The organism is Bdellovibrio bacteriovorus (assembly GCF_001592745.1).
In the GTDB taxonomy this organism is placed as follows: domain Bacteria; phylum Bdellovibrionota; class Bdellovibrionia; order Bdellovibrionales; family Bdellovibrionaceae; genus Bdellovibrio; species Bdellovibrio bacteriovorus_B.
Genome location: NZ_LUKD01000001.1, coordinates 1,273,632 through 1,296,200 on the forward strand (window position 1 = coordinate 1,273,632; position 22,569 = coordinate 1,296,200).

Sequence of the window (22,569 nt, forward strand, 5' to 3'; positions counted from 1 at the left end):
TCCCCTCACCATTTCTTCAGATAAAAAAGAAAAGCAGGTACCAAAAAAAAGGGCCGGTATTTCTACCGACCCTTTTTAGTTAAATTGTTCTTTGATCTTAGTGATGATGGTGAACTGATTGGCCCGTGTATTGAGCTTTGATACCGAACTCAGTCTCTTTTTGAACTTTGAAAAGTTCTTTTGGAGTCTTGATGTCCAAAGCGTTGATCAATACTTGGTCCACGTGGTCTACCAAGATGACTTTCAAGTCTTTCATCACTTCCTTAGGGATGTCCTTAAGATCTTTTTCATTCTCTTTAGGACAGATGATGATCTTGATGCCACCGCGGTGAGCCGCAAGGATCTTTTCTTTCAAACCACCAATCGCCATCACGCGACCGCGAAGTGAAATCTCGCCCGTCATTGCCACGGTTCTTTTCACTGGAACTTTCATGATTGCCGAAACAATCGAAGTCGTCAGTGCGATACCTGCTGAAGGACCGTCTTTAGGAACAGCGCCTTCTGGCAAATGGATGTGCACGTCGATGTTAGAGAAGTACTCTTTATCCAAACCGAACAAAGGACCTCTTGAACGTACGTAGCTCATCGCTGCGGAACATGATTCTTTCATCACATCACCTAGCTGACCCGTGACTGTGAATTTACCTTTACCAGGAACCACACTCACTTCGACAGCTAGAAGGTCACCGCCCACCTCCGTCCAAGCCATACCGTTCGTCAAACCGATCTCGTTTTCTGTCTCGATCACGCCGAACTTGAACTTGTGCGGACCCAACAAGTCGACCAGTTTTTGTGGAGTTACCACGTAACCGCCATTCTTGTTGTTCGTAGCGGATTTTTCTGTCGTTTTCGAAGCTTTCTTTGCAGAGCCTTTTTTAGCGGCTTTCGCACCTTCAGCTTTGAAGTTTTCAACAGTTTCACCCATCACGATTTCTTTAGCGACTTTACGGCACACATTCGCCATCTGTCTTTCTAAGTTACGGACGCCGGCTTCTTTCGTGTAGTAACGAATGATGTCGCGGATCGTTTCGTCTTTGATCGTGACTTTATAATTTTTCAAACCATGGTTTTCCAATTGCTTAGGAACTAGGTAGTTCTTAGCGATGTGGAATTTTTCCTGCTCAATGTAACCTTCAAGATTGATGATCTCCATACGATCCAAAAGAGGTCTTGGGATTGTATGCAATGAGTTCGCTGTCGCGATAAACATCACTTTTGAAAGGTCGTATTCAAGCTCCAAGTAGTGATCTTGGAAGTTGTTGTTTTGCTCAGGATCCAAAACCTCAAGCATTGCGGCTGCTGGGTCACCACGGAAGTCATTCGCCATTTTGTCGATCTCATCGAGCAATACTAGCGGATTTCCTTTGTCCACTTTACGAAGCGCTTGAAGGATTTTACCTGGCATCGCACCTACGTAAGTTTTTCTGTGACCGCGGATCTCTGCTTCGTCACGCACGCCACCCAAAGAGATACGCGCAAATGGACGATTCAAAGACTCTGCAATCGATCTTGCAAGAGATGTCTTACCAACCCCTGGAGGACCTGCCAAACAAAGGATTGGACCCTTCATGTCTTTCGAAATCGAAAGAACGGCTAGGTATTCAAGGATACGGTCTTTAACTTTTTCCAAGCCCCAGTGATCGTCATCAAGGATGCGTTGAGCATTCTTAAGATCATGTTTCTCTTCATTGTAGTCATACCATGGAAGAGAAAGAACCCAGTCGATGTAGTTACGAACGACTGTGGCTTCCGCAGACATAGGCGACATCATTTTGAGCTTTTTAATCTCTTTCATGACCTTGTCTTTGGCTTCTTGAGACATTTTCTTAGCTTTAGTTTTTACTTCTAAATCCTGAAGCTCTGCTTGGTAATCGTCTTTTTCACCAAGTTCTTTTTGGATCGCCTGCATTTGTTCATTCAAATAGTACTCTTTTTGAGAGCGCTCCATTTGTTTCTTCACGCGAGTGCGGATCTTTTTCTCTACTTCAAGGATCTCGATTTCACCTGTCATTAGATTCAACAAGTGCTCAAGACGTTTTGAAGGATCAATGATCTCTAGAACGGCTTGCTTGTCTTCTAGTTTCAAGTTCAATTGAGCAACGATGATATCTGCCAACTCACCTGGATTCTCGATCGTTGATACACGCATCAAGATTTCTGGTGGGATGCGCTTATTCAGCTTCACGTAAGTTTCGAAAGTCGATTTTACGGAGCGAACAAGAGCTTGGGCTTCTACGATGTTCGTAGAATCTTCATCCAGGGCTTCACAAGAAACCATGAAGAAGTTGTCGTTGTTTACGAAATTCTTAATCTTTACACGACGTTTACCTTCAACAAGAACTTTTACAGTTCCATCTGGCAAACGAAGTAATTGGATGATTGTACCGACTGTACCGATTGCAAAGATATCTTTGGGCTCGGGATTGTTCGTCTTAGCATCTTTTTGTGCCGCTAGAACGATGTCAGTTTGTTTGCTCATCGCTTCTTCAAGAGCATTGATACTCTTTTCGCGACCGACAAACAAAGGCATCATCATATGCGGAAAAATGATGAGGTCTCTTAGGGGCAAAAGTGGTAGTTGTTGAACTTTTCCCTCGCTCATATATCTCCCTCCCTTGGGTTAACGAGCAGACTCGTTCTTCTCAGACTCGAGCCAAATCAACTTCGGTTAAAAATCCGTTTCAACCCAAGTTAGATTCCTGTACTCAGTCTAACTATGAGTACGATTACTGGGAAGTAAATATATTCGGAAAAAAAAGAGTTCTGGCCCTTGCCATATTTTTGTTTGCTTATTTATTGGGCATCATAAAAAAGGCTGATGTTAGCCGAAAAGTATTCTTATTTGTGTCGGATTTTGAGAATCTTTCCTAAATGTAATACCGTGCTATTCGATTTTCATGCCAATTTTCAATAAATTGTTCGATAAGTGCTCTGTGACACCCAGAGACTCCAGACGTTGGTTCCGCAGAAATTCTCTCTCTTTAAAGCTCCTCATTGCGACATGGGCCGTGAGCTCCTTTGCCACGTTGATTCTGACGGCTTTCCAGCTGATCATGGACTACCAACGAGACTTTGATAAACTACAAAACAACTTCGTGATCATCAAAAACTCCTACCTCGACTCGATGGCAGAACACTTGTGGTCCTATGACACAAGACTGTTAGAAATCCAGCTCGATGGACTTAGCCGTTTGCAGGGGGTTAGTTACCTTCGTCTTGTGGCAGACAACAAAACAATCTACGAGTCCGGAAAAACTGAGCCCACCGAAGAAAACCATAAACGGTTTGATATCTATCACAAAAACACCAATGAGATCCTGGGTACTCTTGATGTCGAGCTTGATGTCCGCAGCTTGCGTCAAAAATATTTTGAAGAAGCGTTTTTAATCTTCATCCGTCAGGCAGCTAAAACTCTGGTGGTCGTATTCTGCTTGTACTTCATCTTCAATCGGATTCTTGTGGTTCACATCCAGCACATCGCTGATTACCTGAAAGGCATTGGCTTACGGGATAAACGCAGCCTTGAACTCAAGCGCCGTTCGCACAAAGGCGAAGACGAACTGGATGTTCTTGTCGATTCGATCAACCAATTCAGGACTGAGCGGTTGGCCGCCAACGAAAAGTTAGAAACATTGAACGTGGCTCTTGAGCAAAAAGTGACTGATCGCACTCGCCAGCTAACAACGAAAAACGAAAGCCTTGAAAAGGCCATGCTGCAAATCAAGCGCATGCAAGCGACTTTGGTAGCGCAAGAGCGCTTAGCGTCTTTGGGAAGTCTGACTGCCAGCGTGGCGCACGAAATTCGCAATCCGCTCAACTTTGTTTTAAATTTCAGTGAGCTTTTAACGGACTCTGAAAATCTGGATGAGGTCAAAGAAGTTAGCCGTGTGATTCTAAAGCACAGTCAACGTATCGATCAGATCGTACGTTCTATGCAGATTCTTTCAGGTTACGACAGTGATGTGCTGGAAACCACGGACATCAACGAAGTGGTAAAGCGGGCTTACCAAGATACTGTTTCTAATCGCGCTCTGGGTTCGGCTTATGTGCCGTCAAAGGTGAACTATCGCCTTGCCGACAGTATCATGGTGCCGGTGTATGCGACGTCTTTACTGCGCGCTTTGACGAACGTGATTGATAATGCCATTCACGCCTTGGAAAAGAAGGCTTTAGCGAACAAAAATTTCGAGCCCGAACTCACATTGGCAACTGCCGTTCGTGGGGACATGGTGGAAATCATCATTCGTGACAATGGCGTCGGTATTCCTGCCATCTTAGGTGAAAAGATTTTTGACCCATTTTTGACAACGAAGTCCGCAGGCGAAGGCGCGGGCTTGGGTCTTACTGTTGCATTTAATATTGCTCAAAAACACGGAGGCACTCTAAGATATACGAGTGAGTTTGGCCAATGGACGGAGTTCGTTATGGCCATCCCACTTGTACATGAAAGATTGACCTAATGATTCATATCGTGATCGTGGATGATGAGGCGGATACGCACCTTCTCTACAAACTAAAATTCAAAAAACTCTTCGCGACATTAGGCGAATTGAATCTCGTGTCCTTCTTGGGTGCTCAAGAATGTTTGGAATATCTAAAGCGCAAAGACATTCCTCACGTCGACCTTGTTTTATCCGACATCAACATGCCGGGAATGGACGGTTTTGAACTGCTTCAGAAGATTCATGAAATGGATCGCTCTATTCCGGTCTATATGGTCAGCGCTTACGAGTCCCCTGAATACCGAATTAAAGCCGACAGCCTTGGAGCTTCTCGATTCTTAAGCAAACCGGTCGACTTTCATCTTCTGATTGAAATGCTTCGCAAAGACCTTGCGATTTTACCCTCTTAAATTTTCTAAAGTGGAAAACGGTGTGGAAAACGAGCGGAGAATCCGCCCGTCATTTTATGGCCACTGACTTTGTAAAAGATTTTTTCTGTTCTGAAGTGAATTATCGATACCCACTTTGCAGGCGTTCGATAGCTCTGTCGTATGATCACGCAGACACTTGATAATGCGACCGCCACCTGCACTCACGTTATCACAGAATTTCAAAAGGTCGTTGTTACACGCCCCTTGAAGCTCTATCACCATTTCGTGCAGTTTTTTATTTCTTGCACGACACTCAGGTGAAAGTTTGTCTTTGTTTTCGTCTAAACATGTTAAAAAAGCTCCCCCGCCCGGCTCCGCATTCTGGCAATACTTTTGAAGGTCCGATACACACGGATCCAAAAGTGTTCGATTGTTTTGTGCTAATACTTCGATGGAAAAAATAAATCCCAGAGCTAAGGACAGAGTGAGCATGCCAGCAATGACTTGCTCCTTCATTGATCCCCCTTTTCCGAAATTGATCTTAAAAAAGGGTTCTTAGAGTATAAATAAGAAAGCAGACGCCGTGTCTTTATACAAACAGACTCTTAAAAAGATTTCGGCGTCGCAATTTTCAGAGGAGAAATCAGCGTCTTTGACCGATTTTTCGTTAAAAATAATAATGCATCATTAAGTAGGCATAATCTTCGAAGTCGTCCCCGACAATTGAGATCTTCTTTTTTGTATACAAACCTTCAAACTCGAAATGCGGGCGCGGGTAAAATAAAAATCCGGGGCCGTAGCTTTCGAACTTCGATTTTTCGTTACTGAAATCACTTTGTGAATACTCCTGCACGAATTGCGCGTGAATTCCTTTGTAAAACTCGTATCCATACTTCGAAAATTGGTAAAGACCGTACTGTGTTTTTTGCGTCGTAGCTTGATGCCTGTTTTGATAATCAGCCTCTGCAAGAATATAGAGTTTTTCAGTGAATCCCAAAACGGCGTGAAGGCCCAGGATCTGTCTATTCTGAGTATCACTAGTGCCCAACCAATAGCTTGCGCCGACGCGATAGGAATCAGCGATCGTGTAATTCAGCTGAGCGGTCATCGCTGTTTCCACCTCACTTACGGAGGCGCTTCTTACGCTCTTAGAAACAGTAGAAACAAAATTCCATTTTTCACCACTCCACATGCCCTCTAAAGCATCGCGCTCAGTTCCCTGGTTAAATCCCAGGTTGGCTCTGGTCACCATAGTGTGTTGTGGGATGTTTAACCCAAAAACCGGAATAAAGCGGCCCGCACGCACTGTCAGCTCATCAAGTATTTGATACATTATGTAGTAGCGAGTTGCGATGGGTTCGACCTTCCAATCAGAATTCAGCTTTCCGTAAAAGAGATCGACGGTCCATTTACCCACTGTCACCGCAAGTTCTATCCCCGCTTGCATGGGGATAGTTCGACCTTCCTTGACGGTCGCGGATTCATGATGAAACTGCAAAGCACGTACGTTACCACCCACCTGCAACCATTGATTGAGCTTTTCATTATCTAAAGCGCCGTAGAAGGAACGCGCTTCCTTTTCCGTCCCCCATGTGGATAGAACTTCGCTAGAAATGGTTCGACCATAAGGCGTTAACAAGCCTCCCCCACTCGGAGAAAAGTGGCAGGCCGTACAGTTTACGTAATGATGACGAATCATTTCTGGAAAAGCATATGCCTTCGTCGTCAGAGAAATCGCAATTAAAAGTATTAATTTCATTTACTCCTCACGCGTGATGAATTCATTGATGAGGACCTGCACTTTCACGACGTCCGCCACTTTGATTCCCAGGTAAGACGGGATATCAATCTTGAAATCAGAAATTTTAATTTCAAATCGAGCTTCGGTTTTAAGTTTTTCCGAAATGCTTAAAGTTCCTTCCACTTCTTTTTCCACACCATGCAGGTGAAGGAGTCCTTTGAACGGATGATCTTGAAGTTTTGCATTTTGCGGATTCCACGAAGAGGGCAAAGAAAGATCTTTGATGATGAGCTTCGCTTGAGGATACTTTTTAACCTCGAGATATTTTTCCTTCATGTGTTCATTGCGAAGATCGATACCAGTATCTAAAGTCTCTAACGCGAAGTTCATCTCTCCTTGGACTTTTGAATCTGCTAAAGTCAAAATTCCACTAGGACCCGCCGCCTGCCCTTTAATCTTCATCATGCTGGGCTTGCCAATGGCTTCAAACTGAACAGAGCCTTGAGAAGGCACAGACTTCATTTCGATAGCAGCCAGGGCTGGCAGATTGAAAAGTGCGATTATAATGATGATGATTGATTTCATAAATCCTCCTTAAGGTTTTCTTTGTGAAAATTCAGGAGCGCCCGCAGCGATCCAATCTAAAATAAGTTTCTTTTGCTCTGGAGTGAGAGTCGTACGTCGAGGCATTGAGCCGTCGCGTATCGTGGCGTCGACATCCGCGATATTAGAAAGAACATTTTGGTATGTTTCTAAATTTACACCTCCGCGATTCGTAGGCGCTGAATGGCAGTTCAAACACTTGGGTTCGATGACAAGCGTTCTGACTGTAAGCCAATCTAAAGAAGGTCCGACGACTTCTTCTGGAGGCACATCCGGTGGAGGAGTGGGAATCGCTTGCACGGGAGGATTTTCGGTCACAGTTTCTGGCGCGCCAGCTTCAATCCACTTATTGAGAAGCGCTTTTTGGCTCGCGCTAAGGGGTTGCCGATTGAGAGGCATAGAATTATCCGCCACTGTACTTTGAATCGCTGCGATTTCAGCTTTGACGTTGGCGTAAGTCTCTAGATTGACACCGCCACGATTGCCTCCCGCAGAAGAGTGGCATTCCAGGCATTTCGGCGCGACGACCTCGGACATGACAAGAGCAAAGTCCACTTGTCCTGCGCCAACGTTACCATTATCCGCCGCCCCCGAATCTTTACTGATCTTATAATGGCAGCCGGAAAAGACAGAAAACATGCTGATAATCAGCAGCAGATATGAAAATTTCATAGGACCCCCGATCCTTCAGGGTCAATCTAGAAGAAATCCTTTGAGTTTGAACTAAGGCCATCTTAAAACTATGATTGGATTTGATGGGATTAGGTATAAATGTCTGAAATTACTAAAAATAAGACATCAAAGCAGCGACTGTCAGAGCTCTTTTTTCTTGGGCACTACACTACTATTTTACAAATCTATAAAGACCACCCCCTAAGCCTCGCGGAAAAAGACATTCCGTTTCTGATCGGTGCCCTTTCGTTTCTGGGTAAGACCTTAGAGGCCGAAGAAATTTTTAAAACCCGACAAGCCAGCTTTTCAGAAAAAGAACAGGCAGCCTCATTGTTTTATTTAGGTGTGGGTGTCGCTCGTAAATCGAAATACAAAAAGGCGCGAAGATTCTTCCGTGAGAATCAAAAGCGTTTCGGCAACCACGATCAGGCAGAGATTTCTTTTTACACTTATCAAGGCATTGCGTTTTACTTGTATTTCACGGGCCAATTTTTCCGCAGCGAAAAGTTTGCCACCAAAGCCTTGCGTCTTGCCGTACGCGCACAGAATCCCCACATCAAAGTTCTAGCTCAAGATTTACTGGCGCACACTTTAGTGCAAACCGGTCGCGTTTATTCCGGTTTGGAGCTTTTGAAAGAAGCCCACGATATTGCGCTAAGACTTGGGAATGATGCTTTCGCCTCGGCCACGCAAGTTTCCATTTTACTTTATGAAGCGACATACGGCCATCGTCCCGAGTCTATAGTTCCAGATCTAGAAAAATGCCTCCACAACTTAAAACCTCAAGATAGCTATTCAAAGTCCAATGTCGTATTGGAATTAGCTCGCCAAAAAACCTTGCGAGGCCTCTGGAAAGACGCCGAAACTTTATTGAACTTGCAAGCTCCCGTTATTTTTTCGAGTGAAAACCGTCGCCAAGAAATCGCTTTAAACTTGCGCTGGGCAGAGCTGGCTTATCTTCGCGGTCAAACCGTTTTAGCCTGGCAATATTTGCGAGGAGCCAATCTTCGTTTAGATCAAGAGGCCGATAAAAATTTTGCTATTCAGATTCTAGGCCTGGAACACAAAATTCTGACAGAACAAAATAATCCTTTGGCATTGGAAAAGAAAAAGCTATTGCTTGAACTGAGCCGCTCTTTTTCAAGTAAAATAAATCGCAACATGATTTCACGCCGACAATGGATTCAGGAAAAAGATTTTTCTGAAGATGACCATATTCACACGCTTCTTTCGCAAATTGGTGATAACTCGGGCATAGAACTGGTTCACAAGTCGGGCTACTATTCGTGGTACTACAAGTGCCTTCCTTTGCAAAAAGGCGTGAACTACTTGGTTTTAGGTCTTTCTAAGAATCGTGCCGTTACGTTCTCTATAGACGGTATTGAAGTCATAAAGCTTGCGGATTTTTCTGCGCGAATACTTGAAGTTTTAAGGCAAGGTCCGCTTGATAAGGCGACGCTCGTCGAAAAAGTCTGGGGTTATGAATATCACCCTTTACGTCACGATAGTTTGGTTTACGCGGCCATGAGCACGCTTCGCCGAAACTTAGGAAGCAAACACACCTGGATTCAAACTTTGGATTCAGGCTACCAACTAGAAAAGAACGTCCACATTCTGCAAGCCCGAGGCTCGATAAATGAGTCTAAAAATTCGGGAAGCATACTTTTAAAAAGCTCTTCTTTGCGTCCTGTTGATGCAGAATTGAACTACCGCCAGCTTCAGGCTTTGGATTATTTGCAAGAAAACAGGTTCCTAAGCACGCGTCAGTACAAGGATTTATTTAAAACTACAGAAATCACGGCCTGTCGCGACCTTGCCGCTTTAAATAAAAAAGGCCATGTGGTAAGAATCGGGTTCGGTAGAGCCACCCAATACACCTTGGCTCAGGGAGATCGAAAATGAAATCTTTCGTTCTTATAGTTTCCTTCTTTATATCGTCCATTTGTAGTGCGGCTTCACCCAGCGCCGTTTATGAAATCCCTGGCGTTGAAGATCCCGACCTTGCTCACTATGAAATCGAATCGTTGAAGCTGGATATTAATGAGGATGATATTCGCATTGATTACGTTCTGCCTTTAGATTTGACCGGGGCAAAGAATCGCATCCGCGCCGAAGGCGTGATTGGACCTGATAGTAAGGCGAACCTGCGCGGCCCCCACAGTGATTTTGTTTGCGATTTAATCCAAGAAAAGTGCGACGTTCGCTACAACGATTTAACAATTGATGAATCTTTGGTGCGCGCGCGTTTGGAAGGAAAAAAACTTTCCTCTACGCAAATAGAACAGCGATTGCAGGTCACCCGCCGCTTCTCTGGCGACCCCATCGGAATCATTCACCTGAAATAGGCGTGAAATAAAAAACCCAAGGTCGAAACCTTGGGTTTTTTGTTTTTAAGACAGACCAGTTGGCAAAGTCCCCTGGCATCTTTTGCCTAAGCGGAACTTTTCTTTTTTGCTTCTTCTTCAGCTTGGATTTCTTCATCGGTTTTGTAAACCAACATTGGCTGTGCGCCGTCGTTGATTACGTTATCGTCGATGACAACTTCCTTCACATTATTTTTAGAAGGAATGTCGTACATAATATCCAACATCGCTGTTTCAAGAACGCCGCGCAGACCGCGGGCCCCTGTTTTACGCTTCAACGCAAGTTGAGCGACAGCGCGAAGAGCTTTATCTGTAAACTTCAGTTCAACGCCTTCGAAGCTGAAAAGTCTTTGATACTGTTTTGTGATCGCATTCTTAGGACGAACCAAAATGTCCATCAAAGCTTCTTCGTCTAGAGGAGCCAGAACCGCGATCGCTGGAAGACGACCGATGAACTCTGGGATCAAACCGAACTTAGACAAGTCATCGGGTTCTACTTTCGCAAGTAGGTTTGAAGACTTCTCTACTTCTTCAGAAGTACGGATGTCCGCGGCGATACCCATTGTCTTGTTTGAAGTTCTGTTTTCGATGATCTTATCCAGACCCACGAAAGCTCCACCCACGATGAACAAGATATTTGTCGTATCCACTTGGATGAACTCTTGTTGAGGATGCTTACGACCGCCTTTTGGAGGCAAGTTCGCCACAGTACCTTCTAGAATTTTTAGAAGGGCTTGTTGCACACCCTCACCGCTCACGTCACGCGTGATCGATGGGTTTTCAGACTTACGAGAGATCTTATCAATCTCGTCCACGTAGATAACGCCACGTTGAGCTTTTTCTACATCATAGTCTGAAGCTTGAAGTAAGTTTAATACCACGTTTTCAACGTCCTCACCGACGTAACCCGCTTCAGTCAATGTCGTTGCATCCGCCATGGCGAATGGAACGTTTAAGATCTTAGCGATAGTTTGCGCCAACAATGTCTTACCAGAACCTGTCGGGCCGATAAGAAGGATGTTGGATTTTTGCATTTCCACATCTGTCGTTTTTTTACCGTTCGACATTGCGTTGACACGTTTGTAGTGGTTGTGAACCGCTACAGCCAATGTCTTCTTCGCTTGAACTTGCCCGATCACGTAATCATCAAGGTAAGTTTTGATGTCAGAAGGTTTTGGAACTTTGAAAGTTCCTTTGACCGCGGTCTCGCGCTCTTTTTCCTCGTCAATGATGTCATTGCAAAGGTCAATACACTCATCACAAATGTAAACGCCAGGGCCGGCAATTAGCTTTTTAACTTCTTTTTGGCCTTTGCCGCAGAAGCTGCATCTCAATGCGCCGTTCGTGTCTTTCGTGGTCATCTGCTCTTATCCTTTTTTCACTTTACGAGATTCAACGACATGATCAATCAAGCCGAATTCTTTCGCTTGGTAAGGGTCCATAAAGTTATCCCTTTCCATTTGCTCTCTCAAGAATTCATAGCCTTTGCCCGTGTGCGTTTCATAAATACGAGTGAGCTTCTCTTTAGTTTTGATCAGCTCGCGCGCATGAATTTCAATATCAGTCACTTGTCCTGACAACCCGCCTCCAGCAAGAAGAGGTTGATGGATCATGATACGAGTGTTCGGAAGGCTGTAACGCATTCCCTTCGTACCTGCCGTTAGCAATAGCGAGCCCATACTTGCCGCCATGCCCATGCAATATGTCGCCACATCGCACTTTACGAATTGCATAATGTCGTAGATTGCCAAACCCGCTGACACGCTTCCACCCGGAGAGTTGATGTAAAGGTGGATAGGCTTTTCTGGGTTATCTACCTCAAGGAACAGGAATTGCGCAATGATTGCGTTAGCGATTTCGTCCGTCACTTGGGTGCCGAGAATCACGATACGGTCTTTCAATAAACGGGAGTAAATATCGTAAGATCTTTCACCCTTTGATGTCTGCTCTATGACGTATGGAATGAGTGCCACTCTGCTGTCTCCTGTGGTTGTGATTGAGGTGTCATACTGTGCTACCTATCGGAATACTTAGACAAGACTTTATCAAAAAGCCTTTGACCCGTAAAACTGCTGTGCTACATCTAGTTGATCAGCATAAAACCGAATCATTTTAAGGGGTTCATATGGCTTTCAACTTGTTAAATAAAGACATCGAGACTTTGACTTGCCCGGCTTTGGTCGTGTTTTCAAAGGCGTCTTCTCAAAAAGATAAACCACCAAAGGTGACTCATTCTGAGCTTCACAAAAAACTGGCCGCATCTTTAGAAGATAAAGCGATCACAGGCAAACACCAAGAGGTGGTTCTTTTCCGTGAAATGAACTACAAGGGTTTCCGTCACGTGGTTGTTGTTGGTCTAGGAAAAGACAATCAACAAACTCACGAAAATGTTCGCCAATCTATGGCGGCGGCTTTTGAATCCATTAAAGCTTTAGGCGTTAAAGAAGCTGCGATTCACTTCGATGGCGTAGCAACAGGCAAAAAAGACGCGGCTGATTTCGCGAAAGCCACAGCTGAAGGCTTGATGCTGACTTCTTACGTTTTCAACGAATTGATGTCTGGTAAAAAAGAAGAAAAAGAAATCGACGTTCACGTAGTTACGAAAGTGAACGACAAAGCCATGAAAGCGGCTTTTGCTGAAGGTATTATCCTTGGCTCTTGCGTAAACTTCTCTCGTCGCTTGGGTGATATGCCAGGCAACTTGATGACTCCAGCGATCTTAGCTGACACGACAGTGGAAGCAGCTAAAGGCACAGGCGTTAAAGTCACTGTATGGGACAAAGCTCGTATTAAAAAAGAAAGAATGGGCGGTCTTCTTGGCGTTTCTAACGGATCTGCACAAGAGCCTCGCTTCATCATCATGGAATACCGTGGCGCTGCTGCTTCTAAAAAGCCAGTGTGCTTCGTAGGTAAAGGTCTGACATTCGACTGCGGTGGTATCTCTATTAAGCCATCTGCGGGAATGGAAGAAATGAAATTTGATATGTGTGGTGGCGCAAACGTGATCGGAACAATGCTTGCGATCGCTAAGTTGAAACTAAAAATCAACGCAGTTGGTTTGGTTGCTTCTACAGAGAATCTTGTAGGTCCTGCAGCGACAAAACCAGGCGATGTGCACACAGCTCGTAACGGTAAAACTTTCGAAGTGAACAATACAGACGCTGAAGGTCGTTTGATTCTTGCAGATGCTCTTTCTTACGCGACTGAACTTGAGCCGCAAGTTATTATTGATGCTGCCACTTTGACTGGTGCGATGGTTGTTGCTTTGGGTAACACGCACACAGGTTACTTCACTCGCAACGGTGGATTGAAAGGCAAAATTGAAAAAGCTGCTGTTCAATCTGGTGAGTGGGTTTGGAATATGCCTTTGACGGACTTCCACGTGAAAGACATGAAGGGCACTTACGCGGATCTTTCTAATATCTCTGCAGGTAAAGGCGCAGGCTCTGCGACAGCTGCAGCGTTTCTAGAGCAGTTCGTGGGTGAAGGTATTCCTTGGGCTCACTTTGATATCGCCGGCACTGGCTGGGCGGTAGGCAACCGTCTTCCATACTGCCCTAAAAAAGGTGCCTCTGGCGTGATGGTTCGTACTTTCGTTGAAATTGCGAAAGCACATATCTAAGAATTAGTATTTCACAAAAAGAAAAACCCCTCTTGAGATTTCAAGAGGGGTTTTTTATTTTTCAAAACTATTTAAAACTACCAGGCAAACACCATTGGATGACCTAGGTATTTTGCCACTTCATCGCTTTCAATCACCAAAGCCTCTGAATCTCTTTCATTCACAAGCTTCACTGATTTCAAAAGCCATGTGCGGGGCCATTCTTCAGGAAGATTGGTAAAACGAACTGTGATCATCGAACCTTCGTTGAATTGAAACTCGCCATCACCGGGGCGCTCTCCAATAATTTTTGCTACTGGCACATTCAGCGGGTTAATCTTAGACATATCAGGCGAAAACTCACAGCGACCTTCAACTTCCATCAAAGGTTTATCACCTGCGACAGAAACGCCTTCGGCTTCAAAGCTGATCGACACTTTTCCGAATTCCTGACACGCTAATCTTTTTTCGCCGCTGTCGTTTAAGAAAACGAAATGGCCTAAACCAATACCAGCACCGTTTTGCGTTTTGCGAAACTCAAGACCGGTCAACAAGCGTTGCTTAACCGCTTCTTGAAGTTTGTCGCCACGAAGATGTGAAAAGTCGAAATTATTTCTGATAGCGGCGGGATCTCTATGGATTTGTGATTCATCTGTATGGAACTGCATGTGCCCGTAACCGAATGCGAAGCAAAGCACGAACAACGCAAAAACACCGTAAAACTTTCTCATAATTTTGCTATCCCTCTTCCCTGTAGGATAACATGCGAACCCTTGAGGTCCTCTGAATTTTTCCTCTCTGGTCTATAGTCCTGCATGTCCGCAACACCATAAAAACAATGAAAAATTTTCTTTCATCCCACTTTGAGAGGATGAAAAAATCTTAAAACACGGTAATTACCAACGCGATAAAGGCTCTGTTTTCCCAGGCTTATTTCACCTTTGACTGACTATAAACTATTGGTATTTAACCTTCCCCATGAACAAGACCTCAGAATTTTTATTGAACGAATACCAACGCCGAAGATCCAGTTCGCCGGAGCTAACCAATGCTCAATTCGCAAGAATCCTGGGCATTCCTTCCAGCCGTTTGAGTGACTATATCAATGGTCGCCGCATCATGACCCAAGCCGTGGGCCGTCAAGTTATCAAGGGCCTAGGCATGGCGGACACTGATTTTGAGCATCTAAAAAATCTGATCGAATTTGATAAGCGCAAAGTTAAAACACTTCTTCCTGAAGGCCAGTTGAAAGAAGATGAATTTGGAGTGATCTGTGATTGGTATCACTTCGCTATTCTTGCATTGGTTCCTGTTAAAACATTCCAACCCAACGCAAACTGGATCGCCGATCGCCTGAACATTCCTTTGGAAGTCGCTAGTGCGGCAATTGATCGCCTGTGCCGACTTGGTCTTCTGATTGTTGAAGATGGAAAATTCACGGTCACCAAGAAACAGCTTGAGACAACACATAACATTCCTTCTGAATCTTTGCGCCGTTCGCATAAACAATCCATCACGCAAGTTTTGGATAACATGGACCGCATTCCTTTGGATTTGCGTGACGTAACGTCCATCACCTTCCCGATGAATCGTAAAAAAATTCCGGAAGCAAAAAGATTGATTCGCAACTTCCGCCGTAAAATGGCGACCTTGATGACTCAAGGACCTAAAACGGATGTTTACAACTTGAATGTGCAACTATTCCCCGTCACGAAGGTGGGCAAATGAAACTTCTAAAACTACTAACACTTTCCTTGCTTATTACTTCGTCTGCGTGGGCTAACAATTGGTATGACCGCGGGAATGCCGGATTTGCGCTATTCTGTAGCGACCGGACTCCGCAAGTTCTTGATCTTTACGAAGCTCAACAGCGTGACGGCTACACCATTGTATTTTCCAAACAGTTTGGCGTGATCGAAAAAGTTTATGACTTGATTTCTCGCTTTGAAAAGTTGGATCCAAAGAGAGCGAACATGTACCGCGCGTGGGCGCAAGAGTTCTTTTCTGAATCCACAGCTTTAAGTCCTTCTACAGAAATCGTACAAACTCCGGACCTGGGTTATGTATCTCTTCCGCAGGCTTGTCGCTTGGAGCAAGTGGTTTTCCAAAGAAACCCATCGGTTCTTAATAAGTATCGCTACATCATTAACACCGATCTTTGGAACAAACTCGACACCAATCAACTTGCGGCTTTAGTGCTTCACGAGATTGTCTATCGTGAATTCATGAATTCCCGCACGAATGAAATGACGTCCGAACGAATTCGCATGTTTAACGGACTTGTTCATGCGAATAAATTTGCGAGCCTGACGATTCCGGAATACGTGTCAATCCTTCAAGAGCTTCACTTCACAACTTACAGCTATAATGGTGTTCTGTTGTCTTTGGGTTCTGCCAATACAGTGGGAGCATGGACGACGAACTCGATCCAGTTCCATGCTGACTCGGTTCTAGAAAAAGCGGTCCTTGCGGGCGAACAGGCCTTTGAACTAAATGGTGTTAAATTCGTGTGCTTCCAATCCGACATGGATTTGGGTGAAGCGACTTTCCAAGGCTCTGGAAAATTGAAATCTCTTCGTGTCGCGACGGATTTCGCAGCTCAAACGGAATGCGCTCTTCCATTCATGGAGTACAGCTCCGAGAAGGGACGCTTCACTGTTTCAGGTACTGAATGGACTTTCCATGACAATGGCGCTCCGCTTGTGGTGAAGGGAAGTTTAAGACTGACGGAGCAATTGCAAATCAATTACGCCGGCGTGACATATTCATCCTTCTGGAATCCATTCATGCAAAAATCTGTGGAAAGCTTTTTTGAGTTTGATACAGACTTGAATTTGCGTGCCTTGGGCCTAGGTGGCGCGGCCTGCAGAAATCCTTTGAACAACTCCGTACAATTTAATCCTAAACCGTACGGCACAGATACGATCGTAAGCTTAACAGCTGCGGGTCAATTGGAAATTGAACCGCCCGCTTGTTTCTAATCTTACGTTTTATCGCACATACTTGAGGGCTGATATCCTTTGAAAACGGCATTCAGCTCTTGAGCCTCGTGAGCAATCGCTAACAACCCTAACTTCGCTGTCCAACCATAAACGTTTTCTTGCGGGCATCCCGGCGTATTGATCGCTAAATCCGAAACGCAGAGGCGTTTGTAAACCGCTCCTGGGCTATTTAAGCTGTCTGTAGAGCTTTTTTCTGCATGCGTTCTTAAGAAGCCTCCGGCAAGCTCGCTACCGATCATATAGATCACAGGCTCCGCACTGGCGCCGTCGGCTTGAACCACAGAAGGAATGCCTTCTTGGATGATCACTTCTTCAACGTCGCGCCCACCTTTTGCCGCTTTCATTTTCTTGCGAGATTTGTAAGACCACTCTTTAACTTCCGCACCCGAACCCACACGAATCACCGCTAAGCCATAAGTGCCAGCATTGTTTTTTACGAACACAAAAGGTTCTTGAGTGATTCCACGCTTTTGATATTCCGCTTTTAAGTGTGCAAGCATCGCGTCCACTCTGGCGGCAAGCTCTTCACGGCTTTTTTCATCACCGATATCAAAGTGCTCGAAAAGTTCAGTTTCCACACGAAGTAAGAACGGATCAATCTTAGTGATTGCTGCGAATTCATTTACAAGTTCGTTGTAATACTTAAAGTAAGTGCTTTTCTTACGCTGATACCACCCTAGCTCTCGCGGTGGATTCATTGGGAAGTCCGTGACGGTTTTTGCCCATTCTTCATAAGCTTCAGAGAAGTCGTTGTTGCTGATGATAAGATCGGGCTTGAAAGTTTTTAATAGCTCCCCGTCCTTCAAAGCAGAGTGCACGATTACTTCGTTACCTGCGGAACTTGTCAGCTTCAACGGCTCCGGCAATTCGCGAGGAATTGCAACCTTCACGGTGCGACCACCTGCTTCGATGAGATTACGGATCGTGTGTACGTTTTCCCAATAGAAAGCGTTATTCGTGTGCTCTTCTGTCACAAGCATGATGCTTTTCACATCGGCACCATAGTGCTTCACAATGTACTTATTCATCAACGCAATCGAAGTCTCTTTGTCCGTTGGGCAGATGTTGTTAAACCCCGCTGGAAAGATATTCGCATCAACGTTAGACACTTTGTATCCAGAATCGCGGATGTCGTAACTTGAATAAATAGGATATGAAAGATTCGCCGTCTTTGAAGAAAACCAAGCGCAAATTTCATTCATGTTGGCGAGAGTTTGTTTATGTAGCGTGAGTTTCGCCATGGAATTTCTCCTTCGATCTTTTCCTACAGATTAGGATCTTCTTCAGGAACAACTTTGGGAGGAAGAGGTATAGGCGACTTCTGTTCCTCTGGCAAGAGAGAGTCGGGTTTGACTCGCCCTGCTCGTTTGATGCTGTTCAATCGTTGTGATTCTTCAGTGAGCGACATCGTTTCGCCACTGCCGTATAAAACATTATCTAATTTCTTTCTAACTTCAGCTAGATAGCCGAAAAAGTTTTTCTCGTACGTCGTTTCTTTCTGGCCAAGAATAGGCTTATAAAGCTCCGCTTGATCCATCAAGTCTAAAAGATCCCCACCCAAGCGACTTTGTACGTCACGATTTTTTGAGGACTCTACTAATGTAAATAAATCGCGATACACGTTTTGAAGCTCTTCTTGCGCACGCAGCGACCAAGTTTCATCGTTTTGCTTCATAGCCTTAAATAAATACACCTGAATCCATCTTTGACCTTGTGCGAACTCCGAAAAGTTTTCTTCAGAAATCTGGTTTGTCGAGACAAGGCCCATCTGGAAATAAGTTTTCGCCAACCATCCTGGTTGAAGTTGCGGACGCTGTTCTTGAAGTACCTTCGCAATTCCCTTATCGGCCTGTCCAAGATAATCCACGGTCTCTTGTTCACGTCCCTGACGACCATAGATCGCTGCCAAGCGCGCGGGAATTTCAGCTTCGGCCACTTCCAAAGGTAAATGCTCGCTGAGCTTTCTTGCATCCAGCAGCGCCGCGATTGTTTTTTCATCATCGCCCAAGGCTTCGTAGGTGAAAGACATTTTGTACAAAGCTAAAGCAGCTATTTGTGGCTGACTTTGAATTGTGCGCAAGTAAACGTCGCGGTAAAGAGAAGCCGCTTGTTGATATTCTTCCATGCCGTCCAATGCTTCTGCTTCACCCAAGCGTGCCGCTTGATAAAAAGAAGATTGTTGGTGACGACCATAGAAGTCCTTAAAAAGAATCTGCGCCTCTTTGAATCTTCCTTTTTCAAGAACTCTTTCCGCATTTTTAAGTTCGGCTTCTTCAGCCGCTCTTTTGGCAAGGATGACGGCTTGTTCGTCTTCGGTGGCAGAGCGTTTACCTAAAATAGTTGCACACCCCGCAAGCATGAACGGTAAAAGGATCAAATATTTTTTCATGCTCTCTTTTCCCCTTCGACGATCAACGCACTTAATTCTTCAAGTCCTTTTAAGTCAGAAATATCTTTTACCAAATCAGGAATACGAAAGACCCGCGCGTCTTTCTTTATGCTGGATTCAAACTTTGAATAAAGGACTTCCTTCTGATTGTAGTAGCTTCGCATTTGTGAGTACAAGCGAAGGAGTTCTTCATGCCCGTTTTGATCTTTCTGTGCCGAACGGAGGTCTAGCCAATAAGGAAAAACACGATTCAAAACCACCGTCGTCAGATGATAGCCGCCTTTTTTGATCTCTTTAGAGAAGTACTCCGCTTCTTTTAGTTTCGCTTGGTCAAACGCCGTCACCAGACAAAAATGAGTTGTCGGCGAAACGAGCATACGATGCACATCGACCGTTCTTTTTAAAAGCTGACTTTGCCATTGTTCGATATTGAGGAAGAAATCTCCAAGTTCACGAATAAAGTTAGAACCCGTCAGTGTTTCAAGAATTTTTAGAACTTGGCGTGTTCCTGTCTGTAAAAGCTGTCCAAAGAAGCCGGACTTTTTTCCCTCAGGATCACGGAACCATTTCGCGACACCTTCGTTGAACAAAGCGGACAACTTTTGCGGCGCTTGCAGGAAATCAATCGCATGTTTCGTCGGTGGCGTATCCAAAATAATCAAATCAAATTGTTTTGATTCATAGACGGAATAAAGTTTTTCAAGGGCCGTGAATTCTTGAGAGCCGCTGAGGTTTGTTGAAAGCTGTTGGTAAAGACGATTCTGATAAATTTTCTGAACGGCTTCACTTTTCTTAGCTGCTCTGGCCACAAAATCATCAAATGTCTTTTTATGATCTATGACCGAGGCGTAAATTTCGCCTTTGAAATTTTGGTTGGGAACTTTGGTGATGTCTTTGGTTCCTTCGATACCCAAAGTTTGCGCCAGGCGCTTAGCCGGATCAATGGTGAGAACCAAGACTTTCTTTCCTTCTTTTGCCGCAATCACGGCCAATGAAGCCGCAACGGTAGTTTTCCCCACTCCCCCGCTGCCAACACAAATGAGCACTTGGGTGTTTTTAAATATCTCTAGACTCATAAGGTGTCCCCCACTTTTTCTACGAGGGTCCACGGATCGGTTTCAAAAAAAAGTGGTACTGCTTTCATCGCAGCGGCTTTGGCTTGTGCTTTGTTCCACATTTCTTTTTGATGGGTGATCTGATGCTCAAGGTATTCGGCAAATTTTCCTAAATCGGAATTTTCGTTCTGGGTGTTTTTGAGCTCTGCTTCGGAAATAGAGGTTTGCACCATCTTATTCACAATCAGGCTTGCTTCAATTGAAAACTCTGCCTTCAGTCTTTGCAAAAGTTCCGTTGCTTCTTTGACCGGAAGCTCTTCAGGCAAAGTGACAATATGGTATTTAGAAAGATCTGAGTTTCGAAGACATGCATCGATACTACGACTTTGCTCTCCCATCGGACCAAACTGCACGGCTTGCGCCATGCCTTTCGGCGCCTCCAAAAGCGCAATAAAGTGACCCGTTGCAAATGCATCAACGACAAGAACATCAAACGGCAACGGAGGTCCGTGCTGTCGAGGCCCACTGGTTACTTTACCTAGGATCGCAAGTTCGGGAAGACCCGGGGCCACGTTGATGAACGCGCGCATAACGGCGTTTTCAAAAAAGAGTTTTGCCAGACTTTCCACCTTGATCAGATGGCGTGCGTATTCCTGCAAACAGGCTTCCCCGGTCCACAAGGCGACGGATAGATTCTTTTTGATTTCAGTAGGCTTAAAGCCAATGTCCGGAAGATCAAAAAAGTCTTTATAGAAACTTTGATCCCCTAGTTCGACTAAAAGGACCTTTTTTCCCTCTCGACTTTTCTTGAGAGCCAGGGCCGCCGCGACAACCGACTTTCCCACGCCCCCTTTTCCGGTCACAAAGTGAATCTCTTGCTTCATACGTTCTAAGAGTGTCGCTGACCTCCGAAATATAGGCATTACGCGGTGCGATAGCGTTGCCTTCAGTCAGGGACTCTTCTAATATCCATCGGTTTTTATATTAGGAGAAAAAGACATGAAATCGAATGTAGAAAAAGTCTCTAATCTTTCCCGCAAATTGAGCATCGAAGTTCCTGCGGCTGCCGTGGCATCAGCTTTCAATAAAATCTACTCTGGCATCCAAAGAGACGTAACAATCAAAGGGTTCCGCAAAGGTAAAGCGCCTTTGGCAACAATCAAAAGCATTTACGGTGACCGCGTAAAACAAGACGTTGTCCAAGAACTTGTTCAAAAACACTACGCGATGGCATTGAGCGAACACAAACTTGAGCCCATCAGCTATCCAGAATTTGAATTCGCTGATCCAACAGAGAACAAAGACTTCTCTTTCTCTGCAAACTTTGACGTGCGCCCTGAAATCACTTTGAAAAAGTACGAAGGTTTGGAAGTAGAAAAAGAAAAGTTCGAACTTGATAATGCAAAAGTAGATCAAGTTTTGGAAAACATCCGTTCTTCACGTGCTACTTTCGAGACAGTGACTGAAGGTCGCGCTGTTAAAATGGGTGATATCGCAGTTATCGATTTCGAAGGCTTCATGGGTGGCGCGCCACTTGAAAACGGTTCTGGCAAAAACCACCACCTTGAATTGGGCGCAAAACAATTCATCGAAGGTTTTGAAGAAGGCATCGTAGGAATGAAAGCGGGAGAGACTAAAACTCTTTCTTTGAAATTCCCAGATCCATACCACTCTGCAGACCTTGCAGGTAAACCGGTAGAATTCAAAGTTACTTTGAACGAAATCAAAGCAAAAGTATTGCCTGAGTTGAACGACGAGTTCATCAAAACTTTGGGCGGTCCCAGCGATCTAGAAGCTTTGAAAAAGACGATCAAAGAAGATCTTGAACAAACTGAACAAAAACGTATCGACGACGCTTTCAAAAACCGTCTGTTGAAAGTTTTGGTTAAAGAAAACCCAGTTGAAGTTCCTCCATCTTTGTTGAAAGAACAAAAAGCTTCTTTGGTTGAAGACTTCAAAAAACGCATGACTGAACAAGGCATGGGTCCGAATGATTTCGCTTCTTACGTTGATAAATGGGACAGTGATTTCGAAAAAACTGCGGCGGAAATGATTCAATCTTCTTTCTTAGTTGATACTATTGCGAAGAAACACGATTTGTTCGCGAAGAAAGAAGATCTTGATGCTAAATTTCAAGAGTATGCTCAACAAACGAACATCGAAGAAGCACGCATCCGTGAATTCTATGGTCGTCCAGAGCAAGCAAGCCGTTTGACTTACATGATCACAGAAGAAAAAGTGATCGATTTCTTGAAAAAATCAGTAAAGGTTAAAGAAGTACCGGCTGGTTCTTTGAAAGAAGAAGGCAACTAAGCTGACCCTCAAATCTG

At 44.6% G+C, this 22,569-nt stretch carries 20 protein-coding genes; 8 read left to right on the forward strand and 12 right to left on the reverse strand.

The window, feature by feature from the left end:
- Positions 1-97: 97 nt before the first annotated feature.
- A complete protein-coding gene (gene lon / locus AZI87_RS06130; protein ID WP_063205498.1) occupies positions 98-2,602 on the reverse strand; it encodes an endopeptidase La in 2,505 nt (834 codons plus the stop codon).
- 331 nt (positions 2,603-2,933) lie between these two features.
- Here lon and AZI87_RS06135 point away from each other — a divergent pair, with 331 nt between their 5' ends.
- Both AZI87_RS06135 and AZI87_RS06140 read left to right on the forward strand, forming a co-directional pair.
- On the forward strand, positions 2,934-4,460 hold the full coding sequence (locus AZI87_RS06135; RefSeq protein WP_253696505.1) for a sensor histidine kinase: 1,527 nt from the start codon (positions 2,934-2,936) through the stop codon (positions 4,458-4,460).
- Positions 4,460-4,852, forward strand: a complete 393-nt coding sequence (locus AZI87_RS06140) for a response regulator (RefSeq protein ID WP_063205499.1) — start codon at positions 4,460-4,462, stop codon at positions 4,850-4,852. Before AZI87_RS06135 ends, AZI87_RS06140 begins: the two co-directional genes overlap by 1 nt.
- 54 nt (positions 4,853-4,906) lie before the next feature.
- Here AZI87_RS06140 and AZI87_RS06145 read toward each other — a convergent pair whose 3' ends face one another.
- The 4 genes from AZI87_RS06145 to AZI87_RS06160 all read right to left on the reverse strand — a co-directional run bounded on the left by AZI87_RS06145 (position 4,907) and on the right by AZI87_RS06160 (position 7,829).
- Positions 4,907-5,329: a cysteine rich repeat-containing protein gene (locus AZI87_RS06145; RefSeq protein WP_063205500.1), complete on the reverse strand. Its 423-nt coding sequence runs from the start codon at positions 5,327-5,329 to the stop codon at positions 4,907-4,909.
- 151 nt (positions 5,330-5,480) lie between these two features.
- A complete protein-coding gene (locus AZI87_RS06150) occupies positions 5,481-6,572 on the reverse strand; it encodes a hypothetical protein (RefSeq protein WP_063205501.1) in 1,092 nt (363 codons plus the stop codon).
- On the reverse strand, positions 6,573-7,139 hold the full coding sequence (locus AZI87_RS06155) for a YceI family protein (protein ID WP_063205502.1): 567 nt from the start codon (positions 7,137-7,139) through the stop codon (positions 6,573-6,575).
- Between the two features lie 9 nt (positions 7,140-7,148).
- Positions 7,149-7,829 carry a hypothetical protein gene (locus AZI87_RS06160; RefSeq protein WP_063205503.1) on the reverse strand — a complete coding sequence of 227 codons (681 nt, stop codon included), beginning with the start codon at positions 7,827-7,829 and terminating at the stop codon, positions 7,149-7,151.
- A 99-nt stretch (positions 7,830-7,928) separates the two neighbouring features.
- Between AZI87_RS06160 and AZI87_RS06165 the strand changes: the two genes are divergently transcribed.
- Together AZI87_RS06165 and AZI87_RS06170 are read left to right on the forward strand one after the other, a co-directional pair.
- Positions 7,929-9,731: a DeoR family transcriptional regulator gene (locus AZI87_RS06165; RefSeq protein ID WP_063205504.1), complete on the forward strand. Its 1,803-nt coding sequence runs from the start codon at positions 7,929-7,931 to the stop codon at positions 9,729-9,731.
- Entirely contained in the window at positions 9,728-10,174 is a 447-nt protein-coding gene (locus AZI87_RS06170) for a hypothetical protein (RefSeq protein ID WP_063205505.1), read from the forward strand. Before AZI87_RS06165 ends, AZI87_RS06170 begins: the two co-directional genes overlap by 4 nt.
- An 86-nt stretch (positions 10,175-10,260) precedes the next feature.
- Here AZI87_RS06170 and clpX read toward each other — a convergent pair whose 3' ends face one another.
- On the reverse strand, positions 10,261-11,553 hold the full coding sequence (gene clpX, locus AZI87_RS06175) for an ATP-dependent Clp protease ATP-binding subunit ClpX (protein ID WP_063205506.1): 1,293 nt from the start codon (positions 11,551-11,553) through the stop codon (positions 10,261-10,263).
- A 6-nt stretch (positions 11,554-11,559) separates the two neighbouring features.
- The gene (locus AZI87_RS06180) at positions 11,560-12,165 is read right to left on the reverse strand and encodes an ATP-dependent Clp protease proteolytic subunit (RefSeq protein ID WP_063205507.1); all 606 of its coding nucleotides are present in this window, start codon (positions 12,163-12,165) and stop codon (positions 11,560-11,562) included.
- A 152-nt stretch (positions 12,166-12,317) separates the two neighbouring features.
- On the opposite strand from AZI87_RS06180, the gene AZI87_RS06185 reads away from it, so the two are divergent.
- Positions 12,318-13,814 (forward strand): leucyl aminopeptidase, encoded by a 1,497-nt coding sequence (locus AZI87_RS06185; RefSeq protein WP_063205508.1) that lies wholly within the window; start codon positions 12,318-12,320, stop codon positions 13,812-13,814.
- A 77-nt stretch (positions 13,815-13,891) separates the two neighbouring features.
- Here the strand turns inward: AZI87_RS06185 and AZI87_RS06190 are convergent, their stop codons facing one another.
- Positions 13,892-14,524: a hypothetical protein gene (locus tag AZI87_RS06190; protein ID WP_063205509.1), complete on the reverse strand. Its 633-nt coding sequence runs from the start codon at positions 14,522-14,524 to the stop codon at positions 13,892-13,894.
- 247 nt (positions 14,525-14,771) lie between these two features.
- On the opposite strand from AZI87_RS06190, the gene AZI87_RS06195 reads away from it, so the two are divergent.
- Together AZI87_RS06195 and AZI87_RS06200 are read left to right on the forward strand one after the other, a co-directional pair.
- The gene (locus AZI87_RS06195; RefSeq protein ID WP_063205510.1) at positions 14,772-15,521 is read left to right on the forward strand and encodes a TIGR02147 family protein; all 750 of its coding nucleotides are present in this window, start codon (positions 14,772-14,774) and stop codon (positions 15,519-15,521) included.
- Complete coding sequence (locus AZI87_RS06200; protein ID WP_063205511.1) at positions 15,518-16,774, forward strand: hypothetical protein; 1,257 nt, start codon at positions 15,518-15,520, stop codon at positions 16,772-16,774. Before AZI87_RS06195 ends, AZI87_RS06200 begins: the two co-directional genes overlap by 4 nt.
- 2 nt (positions 16,775-16,776) lie before the next feature.
- Here AZI87_RS06200 and gshA read toward each other — a convergent pair whose 3' ends face one another.
- From gshA to AZI87_RS06220, 4 genes are read right to left on the reverse strand one after another with little or no spacing between them, the layout of a single operon-like run.
- Positions 16,777-18,036 carry a glutamate--cysteine ligase gene (gene gshA, locus AZI87_RS06205; RefSeq protein WP_063205512.1) on the reverse strand — a complete coding sequence of 420 codons (1,260 nt, stop codon included), beginning with the start codon at positions 18,034-18,036 and terminating at the stop codon, positions 16,777-16,779.
- A gap of 23 nt (positions 18,037-18,059) precedes the next feature.
- On the reverse strand, positions 18,060-19,184 hold the full coding sequence (locus tag AZI87_RS06210; protein WP_063205513.1) for a tetratricopeptide repeat protein: 1,125 nt from the start codon (positions 19,182-19,184) through the stop codon (positions 18,060-18,062).
- Positions 19,181-20,260, reverse strand: a complete 1,080-nt coding sequence (locus tag AZI87_RS06215) for an ArsA family ATPase (protein ID WP_063205514.1) — start codon at positions 20,258-20,260, stop codon at positions 19,181-19,183. The genes AZI87_RS06210 and AZI87_RS06215 overlap by 4 nt, the downstream gene beginning before the upstream one ends.
- On the reverse strand, positions 20,257-21,123 hold the full coding sequence (locus AZI87_RS06220) for an ArsA family ATPase (RefSeq protein WP_063205515.1): 867 nt from the start codon (positions 21,121-21,123) through the stop codon (positions 20,257-20,259). The genes AZI87_RS06215 and AZI87_RS06220 overlap by 4 nt, the downstream gene beginning before the upstream one ends.
- A 115-nt stretch (positions 21,124-21,238) precedes the next feature.
- Here AZI87_RS06220 and tig point away from each other — a divergent pair, with 115 nt between their 5' ends.
- Positions 21,239-22,552 carry a trigger factor gene (tig, locus tag AZI87_RS06225; RefSeq protein ID WP_063205516.1) on the forward strand — a complete coding sequence of 438 codons (1,314 nt, stop codon included), beginning with the start codon at positions 21,239-21,241 and terminating at the stop codon, positions 22,550-22,552.
- Positions 22,553-22,569 lie beyond the last annotated feature (17 nt).

Bases quoted from the DNA above. Each gene is read 5' to 3' on its own strand.
- AZI87_RS06150 (WP_063205501.1), bottom strand. From the start codon at position 6,572: ATGAAATTAATACTTTTAATTGCGATTTCTCTGACGACGAAGGCATAT.
- AZI87_RS06220 (WP_063205515.1), bottom strand. From the start codon at position 21,123: ATGAAGCAAGAGATTCACTTTGTGACCGGAAAAGGGGGCGTGGGAAAG.
- AZI87_RS06145 (WP_063205500.1), bottom strand. From the start codon at position 5,329: ATGAAGGAGCAAGTCATTGCTGGCATGCTCACTCTGTCCTTAGCTCTG.
- lon (WP_063205498.1), bottom strand. From the start codon at position 2,602: ATGAGCGAGGGAAAAGTTCAACAACTACCACTTTTGCCCCTAAGAGAC.
- AZI87_RS06190 (WP_063205509.1), bottom strand. From the start codon at position 14,524: ATGAGAAAGTTTTACGGTGTTTTTGCGTTGTTCGTGCTTTGCTTCGCA.
- AZI87_RS06140 (WP_063205499.1), top strand. From the start codon at position 4,460: ATGATTCATATCGTGATCGTGGATGATGAGGCGGATACGCACCTTCTC.
- AZI87_RS06155 (WP_063205502.1), bottom strand. From the start codon at position 7,139: ATGAAATCAATCATCATCATTATAATCGCACTTTTCAATCTGCCAGCC.
- AZI87_RS06200 (WP_063205511.1), top strand. From the start codon at position 15,518: ATGAAACTTCTAAAACTACTAACACTTTCCTTGCTTATTACTTCGTCT.
- AZI87_RS06165 (WP_063205504.1), top strand. From the start codon at position 7,929: ATGTCTGAAATTACTAAAAATAAGACATCAAAGCAGCGACTGTCAGAG.
- gshA (WP_063205512.1), bottom strand. From the start codon at position 18,036: ATGGCGAAACTCACGCTACATAAACAAACTCTCGCCAACATGAATGAA.
- AZI87_RS06210 (WP_063205513.1), bottom strand. From the start codon at position 19,184: ATGAAAAAATATTTGATCCTTTTACCGTTCATGCTTGCGGGGTGTGCA.
- AZI87_RS06215 (WP_063205514.1), bottom strand. From the start codon at position 20,260: ATGAGTCTAGAGATATTTAAAAACACCCAAGTGCTCATTTGTGTTGGC.
- AZI87_RS06185 (WP_063205508.1), top strand. From the start codon at position 12,318: ATGGCTTTCAACTTGTTAAATAAAGACATCGAGACTTTGACTTGCCCG.
- AZI87_RS06170 (WP_063205505.1), top strand. From the start codon at position 9,728: ATGAAATCTTTCGTTCTTATAGTTTCCTTCTTTATATCGTCCATTTGT.
- tig (WP_063205516.1), top strand. From the start codon at position 21,239: ATGAAATCGAATGTAGAAAAAGTCTCTAATCTTTCCCGCAAATTGAGC.
- AZI87_RS06195 (WP_063205510.1), top strand. From the start codon at position 14,772: ATGAACAAGACCTCAGAATTTTTATTGAACGAATACCAACGCCGAAGA.
- AZI87_RS06160 (WP_063205503.1), bottom strand. From the start codon at position 7,829: ATGAAATTTTCATATCTGCTGCTGATTATCAGCATGTTTTCTGTCTTT.
- clpX (WP_063205506.1), bottom strand. From the start codon at position 11,553: ATGACCACGAAAGACACGAACGGCGCATTGAGATGCAGCTTCTGCGGC.